Annotated in this window: 19 protein-coding genes; 5 read left to right on the top strand and 14 right to left on the bottom strand. The window is 69.6% G+C overall.

The window, feature by feature from the left end; translation table 11 throughout:
• Window positions 1-58: 58 nt before the first annotated feature.
• From AAFN69_RS24065 to AAFN69_RS24020, 10 genes are all read right to left on the bottom strand, one after another.
• The gene (locus tag AAFN69_RS24065; protein WP_347730865.1) at window positions 59-598 is read right to left on the bottom strand and encodes a nuclease-related domain-containing protein; all 540 of its coding nucleotides are present in this window, start codon (window positions 596-598) and stop codon (window positions 59-61) included.
• A 707-nt stretch (window positions 599-1,305) separates the two neighbouring features.
• Window positions 1,306-2,010: a hypothetical protein gene (locus AAFN69_RS24060; RefSeq protein ID WP_347730787.1), complete on the bottom strand. Its 705-nt coding sequence runs from the start codon at window positions 2,008-2,010 to the stop codon at window positions 1,306-1,308.
• A 1,229-nt stretch (window positions 2,011-3,239) separates the two neighbouring features.
• Window positions 3,240-3,860: a hypothetical protein gene (locus AAFN69_RS24055; RefSeq protein ID WP_347730786.1), complete on the bottom strand. Its 621-nt coding sequence runs from the start codon at window positions 3,858-3,860 to the stop codon at window positions 3,240-3,242.
• 138 nt (window positions 3,861-3,998) lie between these two features.
• Window positions 3,999-4,385, bottom strand: a complete 387-nt coding sequence (locus AAFN69_RS24050; protein ID WP_347730785.1) for a WhiB family transcriptional regulator — start codon at window positions 4,383-4,385, stop codon at window positions 3,999-4,001.
• Window positions 4,382-4,546: a hypothetical protein gene (locus tag AAFN69_RS24045; RefSeq protein WP_347730784.1), complete on the bottom strand. Its 165-nt coding sequence runs from the start codon at window positions 4,544-4,546 to the stop codon at window positions 4,382-4,384. The genes AAFN69_RS24050 and AAFN69_RS24045 overlap by 4 nt, the downstream gene beginning before the upstream one ends.
• 44 nt (window positions 4,547-4,590) lie before the next feature.
• Window positions 4,591-5,454: a DUF721 domain-containing protein gene (locus AAFN69_RS24040; protein ID WP_347730783.1), complete on the bottom strand. Its 864-nt coding sequence runs from the start codon at window positions 5,452-5,454 to the stop codon at window positions 4,591-4,593.
• Window positions 5,451-6,839, bottom strand: coding sequence for a transcriptional regulator (locus tag AAFN69_RS24035; RefSeq protein WP_347730782.1), 1,389 nt, complete (start codon window positions 6,837-6,839; stop codon window positions 5,451-5,453). Before AAFN69_RS24035 ends, AAFN69_RS24040 begins: the two co-directional genes overlap by 4 nt.
• A gap of 92 nt (window positions 6,840-6,931) precedes the next feature.
• The gene (locus tag AAFN69_RS24030; RefSeq protein WP_347730781.1) at window positions 6,932-7,294 is read right to left on the bottom strand and encodes a hypothetical protein; all 363 of its coding nucleotides are present in this window, start codon (window positions 7,292-7,294) and stop codon (window positions 6,932-6,934) included.
• Entirely contained in the window at window positions 7,294-8,172 is an 879-nt protein-coding gene (locus tag AAFN69_RS24025) for a sortase (protein ID WP_347730780.1), read from the bottom strand. Before AAFN69_RS24025 ends, AAFN69_RS24030 begins: the two co-directional genes overlap by 1 nt.
• A gap of 111 nt (window positions 8,173-8,283) precedes the next feature.
• Window positions 8,284-9,450, bottom strand: coding sequence for a SpaA isopeptide-forming pilin-related protein (locus tag AAFN69_RS24020; RefSeq protein ID WP_347730779.1), 1,167 nt, complete (start codon window positions 9,448-9,450; stop codon window positions 8,284-8,286).
• A 321-nt stretch (window positions 9,451-9,771) separates the two neighbouring features.
• Between AAFN69_RS24020 and AAFN69_RS24015 the strand changes: the two genes are divergently transcribed.
• Entirely contained in the window at window positions 9,772-10,644 is an 873-nt protein-coding gene (locus AAFN69_RS24015) for a transcriptional regulator (protein WP_347730778.1), read from the top strand.
• A gap of 12 nt (window positions 10,645-10,656) precedes the next feature.
• Here the strand turns inward: AAFN69_RS24015 and AAFN69_RS24010 are convergent, their stop codons facing one another.
• The 3 genes from AAFN69_RS24010 to AAFN69_RS24000 are packed head-to-tail and all read right to left on the bottom strand — an operon-like array spanning window position 10,657 to window position 12,930.
• Window positions 10,657-11,109: an NUDIX hydrolase gene (locus AAFN69_RS24010; protein WP_347730777.1), complete on the bottom strand. Its 453-nt coding sequence runs from the start codon at window positions 11,107-11,109 to the stop codon at window positions 10,657-10,659.
• A gap of 34 nt (window positions 11,110-11,143) precedes the next feature.
• Window positions 11,144-12,415: an MAB_1171c family putative transporter gene (locus AAFN69_RS24005; protein WP_347730776.1), complete on the bottom strand. Its 1,272-nt coding sequence runs from the start codon at window positions 12,413-12,415 to the stop codon at window positions 11,144-11,146.
• A gap of 32 nt (window positions 12,416-12,447) precedes the next feature.
• Entirely contained in the window at window positions 12,448-12,930 is a 483-nt protein-coding gene (locus AAFN69_RS24000) for a hypothetical protein (protein WP_347730775.1), read from the bottom strand.
• Window positions 12,931-13,933: 1,003 nt separating this feature from the next.
• Here AAFN69_RS24000 and AAFN69_RS23995 point away from each other — a divergent pair.
• From AAFN69_RS23995 to AAFN69_RS23980, 4 genes are all read left to right on the top strand, one after another.
• Window positions 13,934-14,362: a hypothetical protein gene (locus AAFN69_RS23995; protein WP_347730774.1), complete on the top strand. Its 429-nt coding sequence runs from the start codon at window positions 13,934-13,936 to the stop codon at window positions 14,360-14,362.
• A gap of 136 nt (window positions 14,363-14,498) precedes the next feature.
• Window positions 14,499-14,963, top strand: a complete 465-nt coding sequence (locus AAFN69_RS23990; protein WP_347730773.1) for a hypothetical protein — start codon at window positions 14,499-14,501, stop codon at window positions 14,961-14,963.
• Window positions 14,964-14,978: 15 nt separating this feature from the next.
• Complete coding sequence (locus tag AAFN69_RS23985; RefSeq protein WP_347730772.1) at window positions 14,979-16,199, top strand: MAB_1171c family putative transporter; 1,221 nt, start codon at window positions 14,979-14,981, stop codon at window positions 16,197-16,199.
• Window positions 16,196-17,770 carry an amidase family protein gene (locus tag AAFN69_RS23980; RefSeq protein ID WP_347730770.1) on the top strand — a complete coding sequence of 525 codons (1,575 nt, stop codon included), beginning with the start codon at window positions 16,196-16,198 and terminating at the stop codon, window positions 17,768-17,770. The genes AAFN69_RS23985 and AAFN69_RS23980 overlap by 4 nt, the downstream gene beginning before the upstream one ends.
• A gap of 191 nt (window positions 17,771-17,961) precedes the next feature.
• On the opposite strand, the gene AAFN69_RS23975 is transcribed toward AAFN69_RS23980, so the two are convergent.
• Complete coding sequence (locus AAFN69_RS23975; protein ID WP_347730769.1) at window positions 17,962-18,810, bottom strand: hypothetical protein; 849 nt, start codon at window positions 18,808-18,810, stop codon at window positions 17,962-17,964.
• Window positions 18,811-18,815: the final 5 nt, after the last annotated feature.

Genomic DNA, 18,815 nt, shown 5'->3' with positions numbered 1-18,815 from the left:
CTCGGTCCCGCTCCGCGAGAGCGCGGGCGACGGGGATCACCTCGTGAACGCCGCCATGTCAGGCGGCGGGAGGCAGGTGGACGTCGGCCCGCCGGAACGCGCGCGCGACGCGGGCACGGTCCCAGCCCGGAACCTTCGGCAGGGCGCGGAGGTAGCGCCGCAGTTCAGTGGACGGGATGATGGTCACCCCCTGGCTGGTGAGCCCTCCCCGAGGAACGGCCGCATAGTGGACGGCCACGATGGCCTGGACGGGGTGTCCGAGTGCCTCTTCGGCGCGTCCGGCTTCCCACAGGACGGTGTCGAGCATCTTCTGCTGAGAGTGGCCGCCGTACCACAGGCCTGCTCCTCGCATGTGCACCCTGGCCGTCCGCGACCTCCACGTCTTCGTGTCGACGTACACCGGTCCGCAGGGGCCGAGAACGAGATGATCCAGATTCGCGCGAGACCTCGGTATCTGGCGGTCGTGAAGGACCGCCCACCTACCGAATCCAGCCCACACGAGCGGAGCCAGTATCCGGCGCGTACGCCGTTCGCCGGCTGCTCCTGTCGCCCAAGTGCTGCCCTTGGTTCGGTAGATGCGGTGAAGTGCGAGCACCATGGCGACCATGGCCGCTGCCGCGCCGGCGTGCCAGGTACTCGCGGCGGCGACGAGGTAGCCGCCACCGGTCGCCGCAGGGGCTGCGACAAGGGGAACGGCCCAGGCCGCGGTTCGGTGCTGCTTGCGGCGTTCGGCCGCCCGGATGGAGTCGGCCATCGCCTGAGCACTGGCTCCTGCGCCTGGCCGGCGTGTGGGTCGCTTCACGGGTGTGTCGCCTCCGTTTCGGTTCGCGCGGGTGCGGAGACCGCGATGTTGACCCCAGCGGGTTGTGGACAGGGGTTCGCCACCGCGCCCTTTGACCGTGACCGGGAACCCGGGGGGGGATTCCGCTGGCCCCGCCGTAGGTAGCGCGCCTTCCGACTGCGTGTGCAGTGCGGGCCGCAAGCGCCGCTCGCGACCTCTCCGGACCGTGGTGTTCCGAGAGCTACGGATCAGGACGGCTGCAGCTCTTCGGGCGGGGCACGGCGCAAGGGCCTGTGCCGGCTGGAGCAACTCCGAGTGATCGCCCGCTGAGTCTCCTCGGCAAGGTCCGGCGGCACGCGTGCAGAGCGGGTTCCCGATCGCCTTCGCGGCTCAGTGGCGGCACGGGCCGCCACTGAGCCGCGAAGGCGGGGCCTCTGATTCTGCTACCCGTTCGGCGAACGGAGTCTTCCCTGCTGCTGGCGTGCAGGGTCCATGGGCCCTGCACGCCAGCGGTCAAGAAGGTGCTACTGAGGGAAGTTGAGGACCACGATCGTCGGGGTCCTCGACTCCGCAGCGGCGGAGACGGCTGCCGCCACGACCTCCGTGAGGCTGCTGGTGTCACTCGTCTCGTGCTGGCCGGTGCCTGCCGAGGTCACTGCGATCGGCGTGTCACCGCTCGCTTCGGCCTGTGCGTCGCAGATCGTCCCCAGGAGGTGACGTACGAGGTGCTCGGTGCGCGGTCCGACCTTGGGGGTCGTCCGGGCGGTGGAGTCGATCCGGCGAGCGGTGGCCGCCAGTTGGCGAACGGTGAGGGAGTCGACCCGCTCGTGGGTCGGATGTCCGTCGAGGGTGTTCCAGAACGCGTCGAAGGCGATGGGGATCGCCTGGTGGAGGTCCTCGGTGAATCCGGTGAGCCACGGCGGCGGGTGAGCGCCGCGCCCCCGGCCCGAGGGCTGAGCCGTGCGGACGGCGTTCAGAAGAGTGATGATCAGATCGGCGGTCGGACTGCCTTCGGGATTGACCGTCGGCGGGCGTTCGCCGATACGGCGAGCCGCGTCGGCCATGTGGTCCTGAGTGAGGGAGTTGATCCCGCGTGTGGTGATGACTCCGCTGAAGTGACTGGCCCTGAGTTCGGCGGCGGTCAGCAGCGCCTTCCGTACCCGGTTGTGGAACTCATGCGGGTTGTAAATCTCCTTGTCGAGATCCTGTGCGAGAGGCAGGCGAATCATGGAACTCCCGGAGTCGGAGGGCGAAGGAGAATCCCCCTCGCGTGATGTCTTTAATTTAACTCATAGCAACCCTTTTGGTCAAGTTATTAACGTCGCAATTTGAGGTTAAGGGTCCGGATGCCCACGAGGCCTCCCCTCTCCACTCACCTCTTCTCGTGCGGGTGACGTTCGGGTCTCAGCCGGTCAACGGATCCCCAGGCGCGGCACCGCACGCGGCCGAGCCGAGCCTCCTGGCCGGCCCGCCGACGTCGGTCACCCTGCGGTCGGTGCGGGAACTGCGCTGCCTTCGCATGAAGTTCGGGAAAACAGCTCTCGGCGCCCTCACCGGGGCCGACCGGCCAGCAGAGGCCCTGCGGGCAGACCGCCGCAGGCCGGACTCGGACCGGCCCCGCAGGGGCACCTGATGGGGCTCGCCCCGGGCCCGGACCGTACGCACCACCCATGAAGGGCCGTGCCCAGCGGTGCCATGAGAGGAACCGGTGCACCGGGTGCGGGCGCCGAGAGGACAGGCGAGAACACCTGCACCGACGGCGCGACAGGGTTGGGGGGTGCCGCCCCGCGGCGGCACCCCCCAACGGCCGAGTCGGCCTCCGGCTCCCCGGGGGGTGAGAGCCAGGGCCGGGTTGCCCCCTCGGGGGCTGGAGGGGCAGTTCTCGGCCGGGACCGGCCGCCGGAAAGGAGGGCGGCCGGAGGACTGCGGGCTCACCCCTTCGCTGTGGCGAGCACGGGGGTGAGCACGCGATCCAATCTAGGAGACCTGCCCTGTGGACAAGTTCGGGGCCCGCTGACACTCAAGCACCACAGACCACCAAATTCGGCACAACCTACTTTAATCGTCACATTCATTTTCATTACGGGTGATCAACGCGGTTCCGGGAAAAGGCCGAGCGGCCAGCAGGGAGTGCCCCGGACCGTGGGGCCAGAGGCGATGGAGGAGCAGTGCGCACGGAGGTGGAGGGCCTGGTGGTGTCGTTGCCGGATGGGCGGACGATCTTGCCCTGGGCGGTCAGTGTTGAGGTCGCACGAGGCGTGGCGACGCGGTGTTCCGGGATGTGGTGCGGGGCTCCGAGCGTGTGGGGGCCCGGCTGTGTACGAGGGTGCGGCCACGGGGATGGTGGCTGGGATCCTGCGGCACAGCGTCGTACTGGTGATCAGCTGCGCTGGTGCTGCCTCGGGCGAGGCTGGAACGGCACGCGAGCCGGACCGAGAAGCGACTCGGAAGGGCGGTGTCAGCAGCCGTACTCGGTGAGGATCTTGCGGGTGGTGGAGTCCGCTGGGGTCAGTGGCTTGAGCCCGCCGTCGACGGCGTTGTCCAGCCGAAGCGGTGGCGGGCCCTTTGGCACGGGCTCGACGACCATGCGTTCGCGGCCTTCCGTGAACGTGGTCTGAGACCGGTCGAGGTGGTAAGGCGTGTGGTGCAGGCACTGGCCGGGACCGCCGAACTCCCTCTCGTACCGGTCGTAGGCGCGCGGGAAGAGGTGCTGCGCCCACGACTGGGCCGATCCGATGACCACCAGGAAGACGATGCCGGCGACGACGCTCTGCCAGAGGTACAGGCCGGTGCGGGCGAGCAGGCGGTGGGAGGCGGAGTAGACGGCGAGGGCCGGCAGCACGGTGCCGGCCATGACCGCTGCCGTTGCCGCGGTCCGGTGGTGATCCCAGAACCCGGAAGAGTGAGCCATGGAGAGGCCGAGCACGAGAAGGCTGAGCGCCGTGCCTGCGGCAAGGGCTGCGGCGGGAGGCCGGTAGTCGGGCCGTCCGTCGGCGGTGCGCGGCGGGTCGAGTCGGCGCAGGAAGGCGGGTAGAGGTCCGCGGGCCGGCCCACCGGTGACGCGTGGGTGATCGTTCATGGCGGCGTTGGTCCTGTCGTCGGTCCTGTCCGGCCAGGATGTCGGCTCGGTGGTGTTCTGGGGCTGTCAGTCTGCCGTACGGGTGTACGGGGCAGCACGGGCCGGGGCCGCCGGAGGTCAGCCCCGCGTGGTGCCGGTTCATCGGCTCCCGGCGGCGGGCGCGGCTCGTTTCCTGCGTTTGTCGGCGTGCTCGGCACGGCGGCGGTACTCGGCGTTCTTGCAGGGAGGGCAGGGCACCTGTCCGGCGCGAAGGTGGCGGCGGTAGGCGGCGGGCGTTCCGCAGGGCTTGTGGTGCCTCTTGTGGCCGCGGCCCTGCCATCCGGCCGGCAGGTACCCTGCTGCGGCCCGTTCGGCACTGGTTTCCCCGCCCCAGGTTCCCCACTCCCGGTTGACGCGGGCCTGCGTGCGGCACTGGACGGCGAGAGGGCACCGGGCGCACAGCTTTCGGGCTGTGGAGACTGCGGAGTCGTCGTGGAAGGTCTCGGGGGCGGCGGAGCAGGGCAGCTCGGTGGTGGGCGTGTTCATTCCGCGGCTCCGGCGACGAGGACGATGACCAGCAGGCGCTGCAGTGCGTCGCGCTGTGCGTAGAGCGCGTCGAGTTCGGGGTCGGTGATGCTCGAAGCGGTCTTCCGCTGCCGGTCCCTGTCGAGTGCCGGGGGCTGGTGACCGGTATCGGTGGTCTTCACGAGAACCTGCTTTCGTCGTATGGGCCGGAGGCTCATGGCGTGGGTCATGGGTGGCGAGTGCGGCCGCGGTCCTCCAGGAGCGCGCGACGGGTGAGCTGGTATCCGGTGGAGGCTGGTGGTGGGATGGAGGTGGGTTCCTGGCCGGGGGTGTGGTTCGGCCCGGGTGTGCCGACTTGGGCGAGCGCCTGGTGGTAGCCGTCGCATCCGTCCTCCCGTGTTCGAACGGGGCCCCGCGGGGGTTCGGCGGAGGGCGGAGTGAGCGGGCGGTTTGCCAGTGCTGCGCGGGTTTGGTGGTAGCCGTCGCATCCGTCGTCCCGTGTACGCACAGGGCCCCGGGGTGGTGCGGCAGGCGTGGAGGCGATGGCGGCCCGGGCACGGTGGTAGCCGGTCGAGGCGGTCGCCGGGGTGCGGACTTCACTGCGCGGGGCGGCTGCTGGAGTTGCCGGGGAGGGTTCGGTGCGCGTCGCGGAGGCGTGTGAGCCGACCGCGAGGACTCGGATCCGGCGCACCGTCTCGGCGCCGATGGCGGTGTTCGCCTGCCGGACGAGCTGGGCGCTGATCAGACGGGCCTGGGTTGCCCAGGCGTTGGTGTCGGGGACGAGGTCGAGTCTGCCGGTTGGGGCGTCGAAGGCCACGGCTCGCAGGTGTTCGGCGACCTCGGGGGGAACGATGGACTGCCACCGGCTGATGACGGAGCCGCCGGCCGCGGGGGTGCTCCAGCCGCGCTCGGTGACGAGCTGGGCCAGCGCCCCGGCGAGCCCCAGGGGATCGCGGCCGTTCGCACGGGCGGAGCGGCGTGGTGTCGTCCGCTTGACCGACGGACTGGCACCGCGTTCTTTGGCGGCCTTCCGTGCGGCTGCCAGTGCAACACGGGCGAGGTCCACTCCAGCGGGCTCATCGCCGCTCATACCGGCCTCCATGGGTGGACGACGGTGCGGCCCAGGCTGGTGAGGCGCTGGAATTGGTCGACCAGGGCGGAGGTGAACAGGCGGCGGGCGTAGAGCTCACCGCAGGCATGGATGGTGGTGCGGACGAGTACGGGGTCCTTGTGCGCGGCGGCCCGCAGCTCGATGACCTCGTCGCGTGTGAGCTGGTCGAGGTCGACCAGACCGTCGTGTCCGATGGAAAGTTCGCGTTCCTCGGCTGTCGGAACGGACGGTTGCTGAAGCTGGGTGAAGGCCTCCTGCACTTCGCGGGCGACGTTCTGGCTGGAGGGCCGGCGGAAGTCGTCTTGCCACCAGTCGGTGTGCCGGTCGAGCTCCGCGGGACGCGAGTCCCGCCAGCCGTTCACGAGCGACGCGCGCTTGGCGGGGGTGTCGTACAGCAGGTGGGCGCCCTTGAGACGGCTGGCGAGGAAGCCGGAGGGGCGGTGGACGCGGCGGGCGGGCGCGACGAGTCCGACGAGGGCGATCACCTCGGTCACGGACCATCCTGCGTCGGCGGCGTGGCGCACGATCCAGGCGATGCGTGGGACGGCGGCGCGGCCGAGCCAGCCGACCTGCTGGATGAGTTCGGCAGCGAGCTGGTAGCGGCGGCCGATGGCGTTGAGCTTGCGGAGGGTGGGCTTCTGCGGGGCGGGGGACTGGTGGTTCCCGTCGCCGAGCTTGCTCTCAGAGGGGGGAGAGATATCACCCGCAGTAGAGAAACTAGAGGTACTACCCACCATTGGGGTGCAAGAGGACGTCTTCGAAGCCGCCCGGACTGTAGGCCGGTTAGCCCTCTTTGCCCGTTTCTTGGGCTGGCGGTGTCGGGCGGCGGCGTGGAGTTCCTTGAGCAGCGGGATCTTCTCCGGGCGGACGCCGCGTACGGAGCGGATGAGGGTGTCGGAGGGGCCGGTGCGCAGTCCTGCGGCGTCGTCGTAGATCTGGGGGATGGTGCGTTCGAACTCGCTGGCCCGTCCGCCGGTCCCGCCCACTCGGGTGCCCCTTGAGCGGTAGGTGAGCAGGCCGGTCTCCCTCAGCATGCCGAGGTGGTACTGCACCGTCCGCTTGGAGAGCTTCAGCCACTGGATCAGGTTGGCGACGCTGGGGCGGCACTCGGTGAGGTGAGCGATTGCCCTTGCCATGCGCAGGGTGGTGGTGCCGACCCTCTTCGGCCCGTGGCTACTGTCGGGCCCGGGGCCGTACTTGTAGAACCAGTAGACGGCTTCGAGCCAGGCCGTTCCGCTGGGGGCTATGCGTCCGGCGGTCGCGGACATCCACTGACCGCTGTCGGGCACGCGGTGTCCGGCGACGTCGTGCGCGGTGGCGGGCGGCGGGACGTCAGGCCGGGGTGGTGCGGTGTTCGTAGGCACTGGAGTTCCTGGATTTTGGGTGTGCGAAAGGAGACCCGCGGCGATTCGGGTCTGATGTGTGGGCGGTTCGGCGGGGCGGTGCCGGTGTCAGGTCAGCAGTCGAAGGAGAGCGTCATCTGGACTGACTCGGCGGGTTCCTGCGGCCTGCCGGTCTGTGCGGGGGCTGGTTGAGGTGTCCAGGTGATCCGGCGGGGTCGGGGTTCTGTGCGGCAGACGATGCGCGGGGCGGACGGGGACTTGGCCTCTTCGGAGACGAGTTTCTGCAGGCGGCGGACGTTCTTGGGAGACAGGCGGGTGGCGTGGCGGACCTTGAGGTACGAGGCGCCGCGGGTGAGCATCTCCATCGCGAGGAGTTCGGCGTGGGCGCGGTCGACGTTGTAGACGGGCCAGGGCGCTGCCGGCTGGACGGTGGCCTTCTGGGTGGTCTCCTCCTGCGGGTCGCTGTCTTCGGTCACTAGGCACCGCCCTTGGCGGAGACGAGATTTGCTTCGACGATGACGCGCTTGGAGTGGCCGGTGGCGGGCCAGCAGGTGACGAGGGTGAGCGTCGCTTTCGTCGGTGTGGCGTCGGGGCGGCCGGGGACCTGGGCGATGACGTTCACGTCGGTCGGTGCGACGGTGCGTATCCGGGTGACGGTGTAGGTGTAGGTGATGCGGGTTGCGGTGGTGACGCGGACCGCGGCGCCGGGCCGGATGCGGTCGATGTCGCGGAAGGCGGGGTCGGCGACGCCGGATCGGTGCCCGGCGAGCGCGAAGTTGCCGATCTGGCCCGGTTCCTCGGTGCGTGGGAAGTGACCGATTCCGGATCGCAGTTGCTTGTCGTTGACCCCGTCGTAGACGGGCTGTGCCCAGTCTGCTCCGAGGGCGGGGATGCGCAGGACCTCTCCGATGCGGCCGCCGGGGCCGGTGCCGTGGGCGCCGCCGACGGCGTGCTCCCCTCGGCCGGCCGGGTTTCGGGCGCTCCAGTCGGTCAGGGTGCGGGTGGCTGCGCTGCGGGACTTGCCGGTGTGGTCCGGCACCTTCGGGTCGCCGCCGGTGGGCGCGGAGGCGGACGTCAGCGGATCGGGGGCCGCTGCCGGCGACGAGGGGGGCGCGGGGGGTGAGGGCTGCTTGGTCGCGGGAGCCGGAGCTGCGGATAGGGGGGCGGCTTCCGCCGCGGGCGGGGTCCGGTCACCGGAGTCGTGCCCGGTCTGAATCCACAGCAGAGCGGCGAAGGTGAGGCCCGTCGCGGCTGCGGCGGCGATCGTGAGGTTTCGCTGGCGAGCGCTCGCGGGCGTGGCAGAGGGGGAGGTAACGGCGTCGTGGGGCTCGGAAGTTTCGGTCTCGCGGTGCATGGGCGTTCCTGCGGCTGGGATCGGCTCGGGCCCCGGCGGCGGGGTGGTGACCGGTTGGGTCGGTCACCACCCGGCGGCCGGGTACTCGGTGGACGCGTGGCGCGGGGCCGGTCAGGCGCCGGTTTGCGGCAGGACCGTGATGGTGACCGGGCGCGGCTTCGGCTTCGGCTTCTCCGGGATCCTGACGTCCTCGACAGCAACCGCGGTGTTCTTGCCGTCGGTCACGGTGGCCTTCTGGTCAGCGGCGAGCTGGTAGCCCTCGACGGCCCGGACTTCCTGCACGGTGTACGTGCCGACGGGCAGATCCAGGGCCTTCCAGATACCCTTGGCGTCCGTCTTCCCGGTGACGAGGGTCTTGCCGGAGCTGTCCTTGAGGGCGAACTCGACGTTGGCCAGCGGCTTGCGGGTGTCGGCCGCGGTCTTGGTGACGGTGACACCGCCCTCGGGGCTTTCGGCCTTGAGCTGTACTTCCGCCTGGGCGCTCGAGACGCCGCCGGCCACGAGCAGTCGCTGGGCCTTGGCGTCGTTCGGGGTGAGCGAGCGCAGCTGAGCGGCGGGCAGCGTCTTGGCCAGGGCCTTGAGACTGACCGTACCGTCCTTGGCCGGGTTGAGGGCTGCGGTGGCCACGCCGTCGGCGTTGGTGGTGACGCTTCGCGCGTCGGCCGTCGCGCCGGTGACGTCGAGGTCGAGCACGACGCCGGGGACCTTGTGTCCGGCCGCGGACGTCACGTCGAGGGTGACCGGGGTCTTCACCCCGGGCTGGAGAGGGCCGCCGGCCGGCTTGATGTTGATCTTGTAGGGGCCTGCGAACCGTGCGGCTTCGTTGAGGTAGCCGGTGGCCCACTTCTTCGCCGAGGGCGGGACATTGGAGTAACCGAGGCGCTCCAGGGCGCGCTTTCCGTCGGGGAGGGCGTAGGTCGTGCCGGCTTCGAGGTAGGTGTAGACGACGGCGTCGACCGCTGCGGCCTGTTCGTCGGAGGTCGTCTGCCCGTACTTGCCGAGCACGTACGCCGCGCGGGCGAGGTTCTCGGCGGAGGCGGATCTGCCGGTCGCCTTCGATGTCCAGGAGGTGACGGCTTGGGCGGCGCCGTACCCGCCGGCGGCATCCGGGCCCGCGAGTTCGGGATCCGCGCAGTAGGCCACGCCGTCGGCACCGGGCACCTTGTAGGCGCCGATGTGCGAGCTGTCCGGGGCACCGGTACTGTCCGGGATTGAGTACCCGGGTCCCCACTTGTCCGCGGCTGCGGCCTGGGGGGCGAGGAGGATGCCGGCGCCCATGGCTACGGCGGTACCAAAGACGACATGCCGCCGAATTCGGTGGGGGGTCTGCCGCCGAAGCCGAGGTGATGCAACACTCATGCAGATTCTCCGTAGTTTCGGGGAGCCAACCGGACCCGGTCGTGGCCTAGGAACCTGTGTGACCGGGTCCGGTGGACCCGTTCCTTACGGAACGGGTCGTTAAAGAGTGAACAAACAGGGCATAGGATGACGTGCGGGATTCCACCCTGCGGATCACGAGATGAAAGTATCTTCTTCCAGTGATCCGATCAAGTGGCTAGAGTGTCCCCGCCCGTCACGCACCCCTCCTGGAGTCCCCCGATGCCCGAGCGTGTCTTCCAAGCCCCGAAGTTCCGGGAGGCGATCAGGGCAAGCGGGCTGACACAGACCGCGGTGGGCGCGCATCCGGTGAACCTCGGCGAGTCGGTCATCTCCCGTTACTCCACCGGCGGGGTGACGCCTCCGCCGGAGAAGCTGGCGGCGCTCGCCGAGCGGGTCGGTCTTCCGCTGGACGTCCTGGCGCCGCGCAGGGGCCTTCCGGATCTGAAGGACCTGCGCTGCGACGCCGGCCTCAAACAGGCGGACACGACGCCGTACACCAAGAGCAGATCGGCCATGCCGGTCCGAGCGGCCGAGAACGGGATGCGCCGGCTCAAGGAGGAGTTCGAGACCCCGCTCGCCGAGGCGTACGGCGTGAGCGTGGAGGAACTCAGGGCCGCCCAGGAACGCTCGTTCGGCAACGAGGTTCCCGACGTCCACAGGCCGGCCGCGCGCCGACCCACGGCACCGGGTACCCCGCAGACTCTCGCCGAGAAGATCACCCACCTGCTTGAGCAGACGTACGCCGAGCAGGAGCGGCCGAGTGACGCCGAGCTGGCTGCCGCCGGCAACGCGAAGTCCGGCGGCCGGCCCATCCTCGACGAGGACCTGGTGCGCGCCCTGCGGACGGGAGCCGAGACCAGCGACAACGCGACGCTTCTCGGCGCGCTGGCCGCAGCCCTCGACGCCCCTCTGGTGTTCTTCACCAGCGACAGCCCGGAGGAGGCCGCGCGGATCGTGGCCGGCATCCGCAGCGTGCAGAGCGGTGTGAGGGCTGCGCGGCACGGTGACGGCCCGCTGCCGCCCGAGTGGATGGACTTCATCGAACAGAAGATCCGCGAGGTCACCGGCGGCCAGGACGGCAGCGGCACGTAGCCGATCCACTGCTCACGGCCCCGCGGTTATTTCGATCGTCCGCCCCTCGGCCAACGCCCGGAGGGCCGCGTCCCACATCGGGCGGGCCGGCGGCGGGATCTCGTCCTCGGTGATGTCCTCGGGCGCGCTGAAGCGGTGGTCCTTCAGCTCGCTCTTCTGCAGCCGTATCGCGTCTCGCTGCTCGGAGGAGAGCACGCCGCAGTCGTAGATGACGTAGTGGTGGGGCTCGCGGCCCGGCAGGGAGAGCAGCGCCCGCACCAGCAGCCGGCCCGGCTCCAGATCCAGTCCGATCTCTTCACGCACCTCCCGGCGGCACGTTTCTTCCGGCGTCTCCCCCTGCTCGGCGTGCCCTCCCGGCAGGTTCCAGTACGGCTTGTAGACCGGGTCGACGATCAGCACCCTGTCCTGGTCGTCGCGGATGACCGCGCCGACGGACACATTGGAGCGGGCTGTGGTCGGTTCCATGAGTTCGGCTCCCGAGCTCGGAGTTGATCAGTGGTCAGGTGGCCGGAAGCGCGGCGGAGCGGGGAACGCCCTCCAGAATTTCCCACGCGTCGGCGGGGCTGGTCCGTCCGTAGGCCTCGGCCACCGCACGGAAGTGAGGGACCTCGACGGCGAGGTTCGTTCCGGCATCGAAGGGGAATGGCGCCGGCTCGCCTTCCGGATGAGTGAGGTAGGCGGCTCGCGCGGCACGGATCCACAGTGCCTCAGCGGCGATCTCATGCCCTCCGCCCGCACCGCCCGAAGCCCGGGCGAGGGCGAGCTCGGCCAGCTCTCTCGGGGCGTGGCGGCTCAGCTCAAGGATCACGTCGCGGATCTCGGTGATGTAGCGCTGCAGCCGGCCGGTGGGGGTCTCGTCGTAGCTGCTGAGCAGGTCGCGCGCCTTGTTGACGTGGGCCATCACCGTGAAGCGGCCGAGGAAACCCCGCGGGCGCTGACGGATGCGGTCGGGAGCGGTCTTCGCGAGGTCGCTCCACAGCGGGTGGATCGCGGCGAGATGAGTCATCGTCCGGTAGCGGTCGCCCGCCGCACGGTAGGCCGGCGCGATCGCGCCGAACCCCCAGAGCAGGAAGGTCAGGTAGAGCAGGCTGTCGGTCACTGTCTCCTGGGCGAGGGAGAAGTCCTCGGAGACCGGCTGGACGGTGATCAGGATGACGTACGCGATGCGCAGTACGGCGTACACCGCAGCCAGCACCATCGCCGTGGCCATCATGACCAGGCCCGTCTTCACCGCGCGCTGGGGGATCTGCTTGACGGCTCCTCCCCACTGCACCGCGCACACCGAGGCGGCGGCCGCCGTGTAGACGTAGAAGAGGCACATGTAGACCGCGAGGCCGGGGTCGCCGGCGTGACGGCCCATGAAGTACGGGACGTCGGAGACCACCTCGTCGAGCATGAAGAAGAACACGAGGGCCATCACCACCACGGTGCCGACCGAGGCCCGGGTGGCGATGCGGTGCACCAGGCTGGAGACGCGCACGCTGCGCGGGACGTCCGCGGAGGGACCGGTGGTGGAGTACACGGCGGTGATGTACCGCAGCAGGACGCAGATGCCGGTGATGGCCAGGACGTGCTTGATCAGGTAGGCGAGGTCGGGAACGCCGAGGTCGTTGATGAAGGTCCGGCCAAGGGTGGTCCTCGTCAGCCAGGACGCGGCGAGCGCGGCGAAAGCGCCCCACAGAGATCTCTTGCGCACCCGCCCCTTCATCGCGGACGGGGCCCTCATCAGAGCTTGGACGAACAGCAGTGCGGCGATCGCATAAGCGAACATGTCAGACACAGGCATGGTGTTTCCAGGTGGCACTAAGGGCGGCCGAGCGGGTAGGTGAAGTCCTCGGCGAGCCGGCGGGCGGTGGTGTCCTCGATGAACTCTGTGGCTCCAGCGAGCTGGTGGAGCCGGGCGGCTGCGGCCTCTGTGCGGATCTCCTTGTGGCTGGCGTAGTCGCGGCGGGCGGCGGCCTTGCCGTCAGCGATCAGCCGCTCGACCATCCCGACGAGGAGGCCGCCGTGCAGTTCGTCGAGTTCCCCGTCGGTGGCACCGTCGGCGTCGTCGTTCCAGAGGTGAACGAGCTCGTGCAGGATGATCTGCCGGCCGTGGAAGGTGTCCCTTCTTCCGGCGTGAAAGATGAAGTCGAACGGCTTGGTCCGGTGCTTGATCCACAGTCCGCAGACGCCGATCAGGCCGATCAGCTGGTCGGGGATCTCGATCAGGTGGATGCTGCGCGCCCGGGCGCTTTCGATGTTCTCGATGAACACGTCGAGGTCGAAGGGGGACGGCACGGGCATCGAGTCGACGATGCCCTTGACCTCGCGCCTCAGTGCGCGACGGCGCCCTCTGGCGCTGTCGGCGCAAAAACCCCCGCCGGAGGCTCTCTGCCGTGCCAGCCACCGCTTCATCCGTCCTCCTCCGCCCTGCCCCGTTTGTCCTCCCGTGCGGGCATCCCCAGTCAGAGTCCAGGCACGTGCCCCATGCCGGGCCGACGAACGGGCCGCGTACCGCCCGTCGGGCAGCCACCGCCTCAGATCGTCACTCTGCGTTACGAAAACCGGATGGGTTCGCGTAACGAATCAGCCACGCAGCGGGAGAGGTCTCACTATGTCCACGCGAATCACGGATTCGCAAGGAGAAATGTTGCGTAATTACGCCGATCCCACTCGGAAAACGGGACCTCCCGCATCGCCGGATCCCTGCCGCGAGGTCGCCGACGCGAGTGCGACGAATTCTTCAAAAGGGATGCATAATGTTTGATGGCGCAGCTCAGACGCCGCATGCGGGGATGCGCAACGCTTCCTACAGGAGGCACTCAGCGCATCCACGAAAGGGCTTTCTGAGCGCGTTGCCTTTCCGGCTCCCTCCGGCGACCCCGGATGACCGCAAGGCTCTTATCTCGGCCACTCTCAGGCGCGTCTGTCGCAAATTCGACATATGGCGCAGCCTGTCGGCGAACAACCGCCGAGGTGAGGGTTCCAGCCAGTCACACCCCGGGCGTGCACCCGCCAGCCGGGCACGCCGCGTTACGATCTTGATCGAAATCGGCCGCGGAACACGACACGGCGGAGCGGCCGGTCCCGCCCTGTCGAGTAACAGGCTCGGCGCAGGTCTACCTCTGGTGGTCATCTTCCGGCCCCCGGTGCTCCAGACACATCCCCGCCGCACGCGGGGAAACCCAACGTTCCAACCAAACGGCCACAACTATAGTTGATGCACGTCGAGAGAGAGCAGCGCACAGTGCCACAAGCAGGCCAGACAGCGGACGGCGCTGAGCCGCTACCGCCCTCCGGGGTTCCCGTGCCCGGAGCCGGGACTTCCTTCGCCGACCGGCTGAACTACCTCTTCGACCGTGTGAGGCCGCCGGGCGCGGATGAGTACTCCAACGCCCACGTCGCCCGGATGATCAGCTCCTACGGCGAGGACGGCATCACCGCTTCCTACATCGGCCTGTTGCGCAAAGGGCAGCGGAACCCGACCGTCAAGCTGTTGCCCCTGTTCGCCCGCTTCTTCGGTGTTGAGGCGGGCTTCTTCGTCGACGACGCCGTTACGAGCAGGGTCACCGGCCAGCTCGAGCTTCTCCGCAAAATCAGCCAGGCGGGCGTCAAACAGGTCGCACTGCGGGCCATCGGACTGTCGCCCCAGAGCATCAACGAAGTGATGAAGAAGATCGACGCCGTGCGGGAGCGGGAAGGGCTGCCCTCCGCCCCGGAACAGGAGCTGCCCTGACTCGCGGGATACGCTCGGCTTACCCCAGTGGCTCTTGAGAGGAACACGCATGTGGCTCAGCCGTCGTGCGCGCCGGAACAGTGACCATATCGGGGAAGTCGAGCGGAACTGTCGGAAATTTGTGGAAGAGCTGGACTTGCCGCCTGTCGACAATGTCCTGGGGCTGCTCCCGTTTGTTCAGCAGGTGACCGGACGGGAAATCCAGCTCGTCCCCTTCACTCCGGACTTGTCGGACCCTGAGTCGCTGGACCCCTCGGCCCCTTGCGGCATGTGGGTCCTCACCGACACCACGGACTACCTCTTCTATGACGAGGGCGTCAGCCCCGCGTACACCGAGATGATCGCCGGCCACGAGCTCGCCCACATGCTCAGGCACCGTACGAAGCAGGCGTCCCTGGACCTCTCCGGACTCGACGGGGTGTTCACCGACATCGACCCGGCCACCATCCGCCTGGTCCTGGGCCGGACCGAGTACACAGAGCCCGACGAGTTCGAGGCCGAGCTGATCGGTTCACTCCTGCACGAGCACGTACGGCGCTCGTGTGCCGCCGCCCTGGGCCCCGCCGCTGACGACCCCATCTCCCGCACCCTGCTGCGCTGACCAGAACTGGGCACCGTGAAAGACATACTTCATCCCCTGTGCCTGGCGATCGCCGGCACAGGGTTCCTTTTTCTCCTCCGCGACCTGGGCAAACGCCCGCGCAACCCCGCGCTGGTCGCCCTCGCCTTCACCTACGGCTTCTCCGCTCTCAGCTACGCCATCGCGATGACCTGGGTCTGGGTGCGGATCGACGGCTTCTTCGGCGTCCCGAACATCGCCGTTCCCCTGTCCCAGAGCTGCGTCATCATGGTCTTCGCGCTCCAGGCCACCGTCCTCGCCTACTGGTCCCGGCCAGTCGGGGAAGCCCGGCGCCGCGCCCGCTTCCTCCTCCTCACGGCCGGCGTGGTGATCGCCGTGATGGCCGTGCTCTTCACCCTGCTGACGCCCACCGCCCAGCGGCCCACGGACTTCTCCCACTACTACGCGCACGACCCCTTCTTCCAGGCGTACATGACGCTGTACCTCACGACGTACACCGTGGCCGAGGTCTACCTGATGAGGTCCTGCTGGAAGTACGCGCGTTCGGCGGACGACCGGTCGATCGCCACCGGTCTGCGTCTCGTGGCGATCGGTGCGGCTATCACGCTGGGATACAGCGCCATCCGCATCGGATCCGTCGTCGGGGGCGTCTTCGGTTTCAGTGTGGAGAGCCTCGACCCCTACGCGTGGCTCTGCGGCAACCTGGGCGCCACGTTCACCCAGATCGGCTTCTTCCTTCCGACCCTCGCCCAGCGGGTCGCCAGCACGAGGATCTGGGCGGACACCCACCTGTCCTACTGGCGCCTGCGGAAGCTGTGGGCCGCGTTGTCCCGGGCGCACCCCAAGATCACACTCCTGCACCCGAATCCGCAGCGCGACGCCCTCATCCAAGGGCGCAGCGCGCACTTCCCGCTCCTGCGGCGGCGCGTCGAGATCCGTCACGGCCAGAAGCTGCTGCGCCGGTATCTGGACCCTGCCGCGCGCGCCGAGTCCGAAGCACGCCGCGCGGAGGAAGGACTTGCCGGCGCGGTGTTCACCGCGGCCGTCACCGCCGACCAGATCCGCGCCGCGCTCGTCCGCTTCTACGCCGAGGGCCCCGTCGACGCTCCCACCGAGTACGCCGACGTGAGTCTGCCCCTGCCGACCACCGCGGACGAACTGGACCACCTCGAGCGTGTCGCAGGCTTCTTCACCGAGCCGCGGCCGGCAGCTTCGACCACCGATCAGACCCGTACCTCTTCAGGAGTCCCCACGTGATCCTCCGCCGTGCCGTCCTCGCCGCCGGAACCGCCGTCGCCGCCTTCACCGCCGTGAGCACCACGGCCAGCGCGCGCCCTCGGCCAGGGCGGAAGCCGCGGGGCACGGCCACACTGCACCTGGCGCCGGCCGAGACGCAGTTGTCCGCCCTCCGCCGGCGCCGGATCACCAGCCGCAAGCTGCTGGAGCTGCACCTCACGCATATCGCGAGAACGAATCCCGTGCTGAACGCCGTCATCACCCTCGATGCCGAGGGCGCCCGCGCGGCCGCCGATACGGCGGACCGGCACCTCGCTGCCACCGGCCGACCGCTCGGACCGCTCCACGGTCTCCCGATGACCGTGAAGGACAGCCTTGAGGTCAAAGGGATGCGCACCACGTGCGGGTCTCCCAGCCTCACCGACCATGTGCCGGACCGCGACGCGGATGTCGTCACGCTCCTTCGCAGCGCCGGCGCGATCATCATCGGCCACACCAACACGCCGGCCATGTGTCAGGACATCCAGACCGCGAACTCGCTGTTCGGGAAGACGGTGAACCCCTTCAACGCCGAGAGGACCGCGGGCGGTTCCTCCGGCGGCGCGGCCGCCGCGGTCGCCGCGGGCTTCACGAGCCTGGAGATCGGCTCCGATCTCGCCGGCTCCCTCCGCCTGCCCGCCGCGTACTGCGGTGTCTACGCACTGCGCACGTCCCGCGGCACCAGCCCGGTAGTCCCCGCCCGCGGCCACATCCCCCGCCCGCCGGGCTGGGCCACCACCAGCGACATGACCGTGCTCGGCCCGGTCGCCCGGACCGTCGACGACCTCAGCCTCCTGCTGGACGTCATAGCCGCGCCGGCCCCCGCCGACCGCGCCGGCTGGACGATCGGCCTTCCGGCCCCGGCCAAGTCCCGGCTCGGTGACTACCGTGTCGGGGTCTGGGCCGATGACGCCTACTGCCGGGTCGACGCCGAAACCCGCCAGCTCCTGGCCCGAGTCGCCGGCATCCTCCAGGACCTCGGTGCCACCGTCGACGACACCACACGGCCCGTCGGCTTCGCCGAGAGCGACATCCTGTTCCAGCGTCTTCTGTATGCGACCGCCTCCGCCTCCGCCACCGACGAGGGGTTCGCGGCCGACATAGCGGCCGCCGAGAAGATTCCGGCCGGTGACCCCGCAGGCCGGTATCTGCACTCCCGGACCATGCGTCACCGCGACTGGTGCGTTGCCGACGAGGCACGTCACGGGCTCCGCGCGGCCTGGGACAGGTACTTCGCCGAGCACGACATCCTGATCACCCCCGCGGCGCCCACAGCCGCCGTGCCCGACCAGACCAGCACGCCGCCCCCTCAGCGGTTCATCACCGTCGACGGGCACCGGCGCTCCTACTACGACCAGACGAGCTGGCTCAACCTCGCCAGCCCGGTCGGCCTGCCCTCCCTGGTGATGCCCGCCGGCAAGACCGACGCGGGATTGCCGCTGGCACTTCAGATCGTCGGCCCTTACCTGGGAGACCGAACCGTCCTCGAAGCCGCCCGGCAGCTGTCCCGGCGGCTGCCGGCTCCCCTTCGGCCTCCCGCGTTCGCGGCGTAGCCATCCCTGCGGATCCCGTAGAGAGGTGCTCGGGCCTTCCCCGGCCCGGGCACCCGTCCGCATGAGCGGGCCGGTGCCTGCCGACCAGGCCGGTCTGGGGGCAGGGATGATCGTGACAACTCGGCCGCGGATCCGCGCGTCCAGCCGAGTGCCTGGTGGGGTTCTGGTGGCCGGCTGCCCGGGACTGCCGGTCAGGGTGACGCTTCGGCGATCCTGACGAGGACTTCGAGCCGGACGTCGGGTGCCACAGTCGCCACCTGGCCGAGCGCGCGGCGCGTGAGCTCGGCCCTGCGGTGGGGACTCATGTCGGAGCGGTCGAGGAGGCCGAGGAGGAGGAATGCGGACTCGTGCGTGCGAGCGTGACCCGCTGCGAAGACAACCGCGTCCGCCCCTTCGGGCGTGTGGGAGCAGGCGAGCAGGACATCCAGGGCTGCCGGAGCTTCGGCCAGGCACGCGTGTGCGGCCAGGTGGCTCACCACCTTCGGGTGAGCCAGGGTGACCGCTCCGTCGGGAAGCGGGCGCACGATGCGCGTCTCCTGGGTGAGCTGGTCGAGATACGTCCCGGCAGAGGCGGAGGGCAGCCCTACCAGGTATGGGAGCCGGGACGCGATCACTTCGCGCGCGGCCGCACGTGGGAGCCTGTTCGCTCCGGTGGTGAGGATCGGCAGAGCCAGCGCCTGGGCAAGGAACCGCCGCGCGGAGAGAGGGAGAACGGGCTCCGATCCGCTGGCGGGGGGATCGAGGAGCCGCTCCGTAACGGCGTGAACCAGCCCGGCTTCGGTCTCCGGCAGAAATCCGCGACGCTGGTAGGCAACGGTGCACACGGCGTCGCACAGCAACTCGTCGGTGACGAGTTCCAGCACATGGGGGTGTGCGGGAAGCTCTGCGAGAAGCTGCGCGACGACCGTCTGCCGTCCCGGGTCGTCCTCTGGCCAGCGCGTCATCAGATGAGTCACGCGGGCGGTGACGGCGCTGTGGTGATCGCTCGCAGTCGGCTTTCCCGGAGCGTCCGGCGGTGTCTCGTCAGCTTCGCTCGGCATGCGCT

This window comes from Streptomyces sp. CAU 1734 (assembly GCF_039888735.1).
In the GTDB taxonomy this organism is placed as follows: Bacteria; Actinomycetota; Actinomycetes; order Streptomycetales; family Streptomycetaceae; genus Streptomyces.
Note: the sequence above shows the minus strand (reverse complement) of the source record. Positions and strands in the feature narration are given on the sequence as shown.

What these genes read in the sequence shown, in the direction of transcription:
- AAFN69_RS24065 (WP_347730865.1), bottom strand. Translation starts at nt 598, where the DNA reads ATGGTGCTCGCACTTCACCGCATCTACCGAACCAAGGGCAGCACTTGG.
- AAFN69_RS24060 (WP_347730787.1), bottom strand. Translation starts at nt 2,010, where the DNA reads ATGATTCGCCTGCCTCTCGCACAGGATCTCGACAAGGAGATTTACAAC.
- AAFN69_RS24055 (WP_347730786.1), bottom strand. Translation starts at nt 3,860, where the DNA reads ATGAACGATCACCCACGCGTCACCGGTGGGCCGGCCCGCGGACCTCTA.
- AAFN69_RS24050 (WP_347730785.1), bottom strand. Translation starts at nt 4,385, where the DNA reads ATGAACACGCCCACCACCGAGCTGCCCTGCTCCGCCGCCCCCGAGACC.
- AAFN69_RS24040 (WP_347730783.1), bottom strand. Translation starts at nt 5,454, where the DNA reads ATGAGCGGCGATGAGCCCGCTGGAGTGGACCTCGCCCGTGTTGCACTG.
- AAFN69_RS24025 (WP_347730780.1), bottom strand. Translation starts at nt 8,172, where the DNA reads ATGCACCGCGAGACCGAAACTTCCGAGCCCCACGACGCCGTTACCTCC.
- AAFN69_RS24020 (WP_347730779.1), bottom strand. Translation starts at nt 9,450, where the DNA reads ATGGGCGCCGGCATCCTCCTCGCCCCCCAGGCCGCAGCCGCGGACAAG.
- AAFN69_RS24015 (WP_347730778.1), top strand. Translation starts at nt 9,772, where the DNA reads ATGCCCGAGCGTGTCTTCCAAGCCCCGAAGTTCCGGGAGGCGATCAGG.
- AAFN69_RS24010 (WP_347730777.1), bottom strand. Translation starts at nt 11,109, where the DNA reads ATGGAACCGACCACAGCCCGCTCCAATGTGTCCGTCGGCGCGGTCATC.
- AAFN69_RS24005 (WP_347730776.1), bottom strand. Translation starts at nt 12,415, where the DNA reads ATGTTCGCTTATGCGATCGCCGCACTGCTGTTCGTCCAAGCTCTGATG.
- AAFN69_RS24000 (WP_347730775.1), bottom strand. Translation starts at nt 12,930, where the DNA reads ATGCCCGTGCCGTCCCCCTTCGACCTCGACGTGTTCATCGAGAACATC.
- AAFN69_RS23975 (WP_347730769.1), bottom strand. Translation starts at nt 18,810, where the DNA reads ATGCCGAGCGAAGCTGACGAGACACCGCCGGACGCTCCGGGAAAGCCG.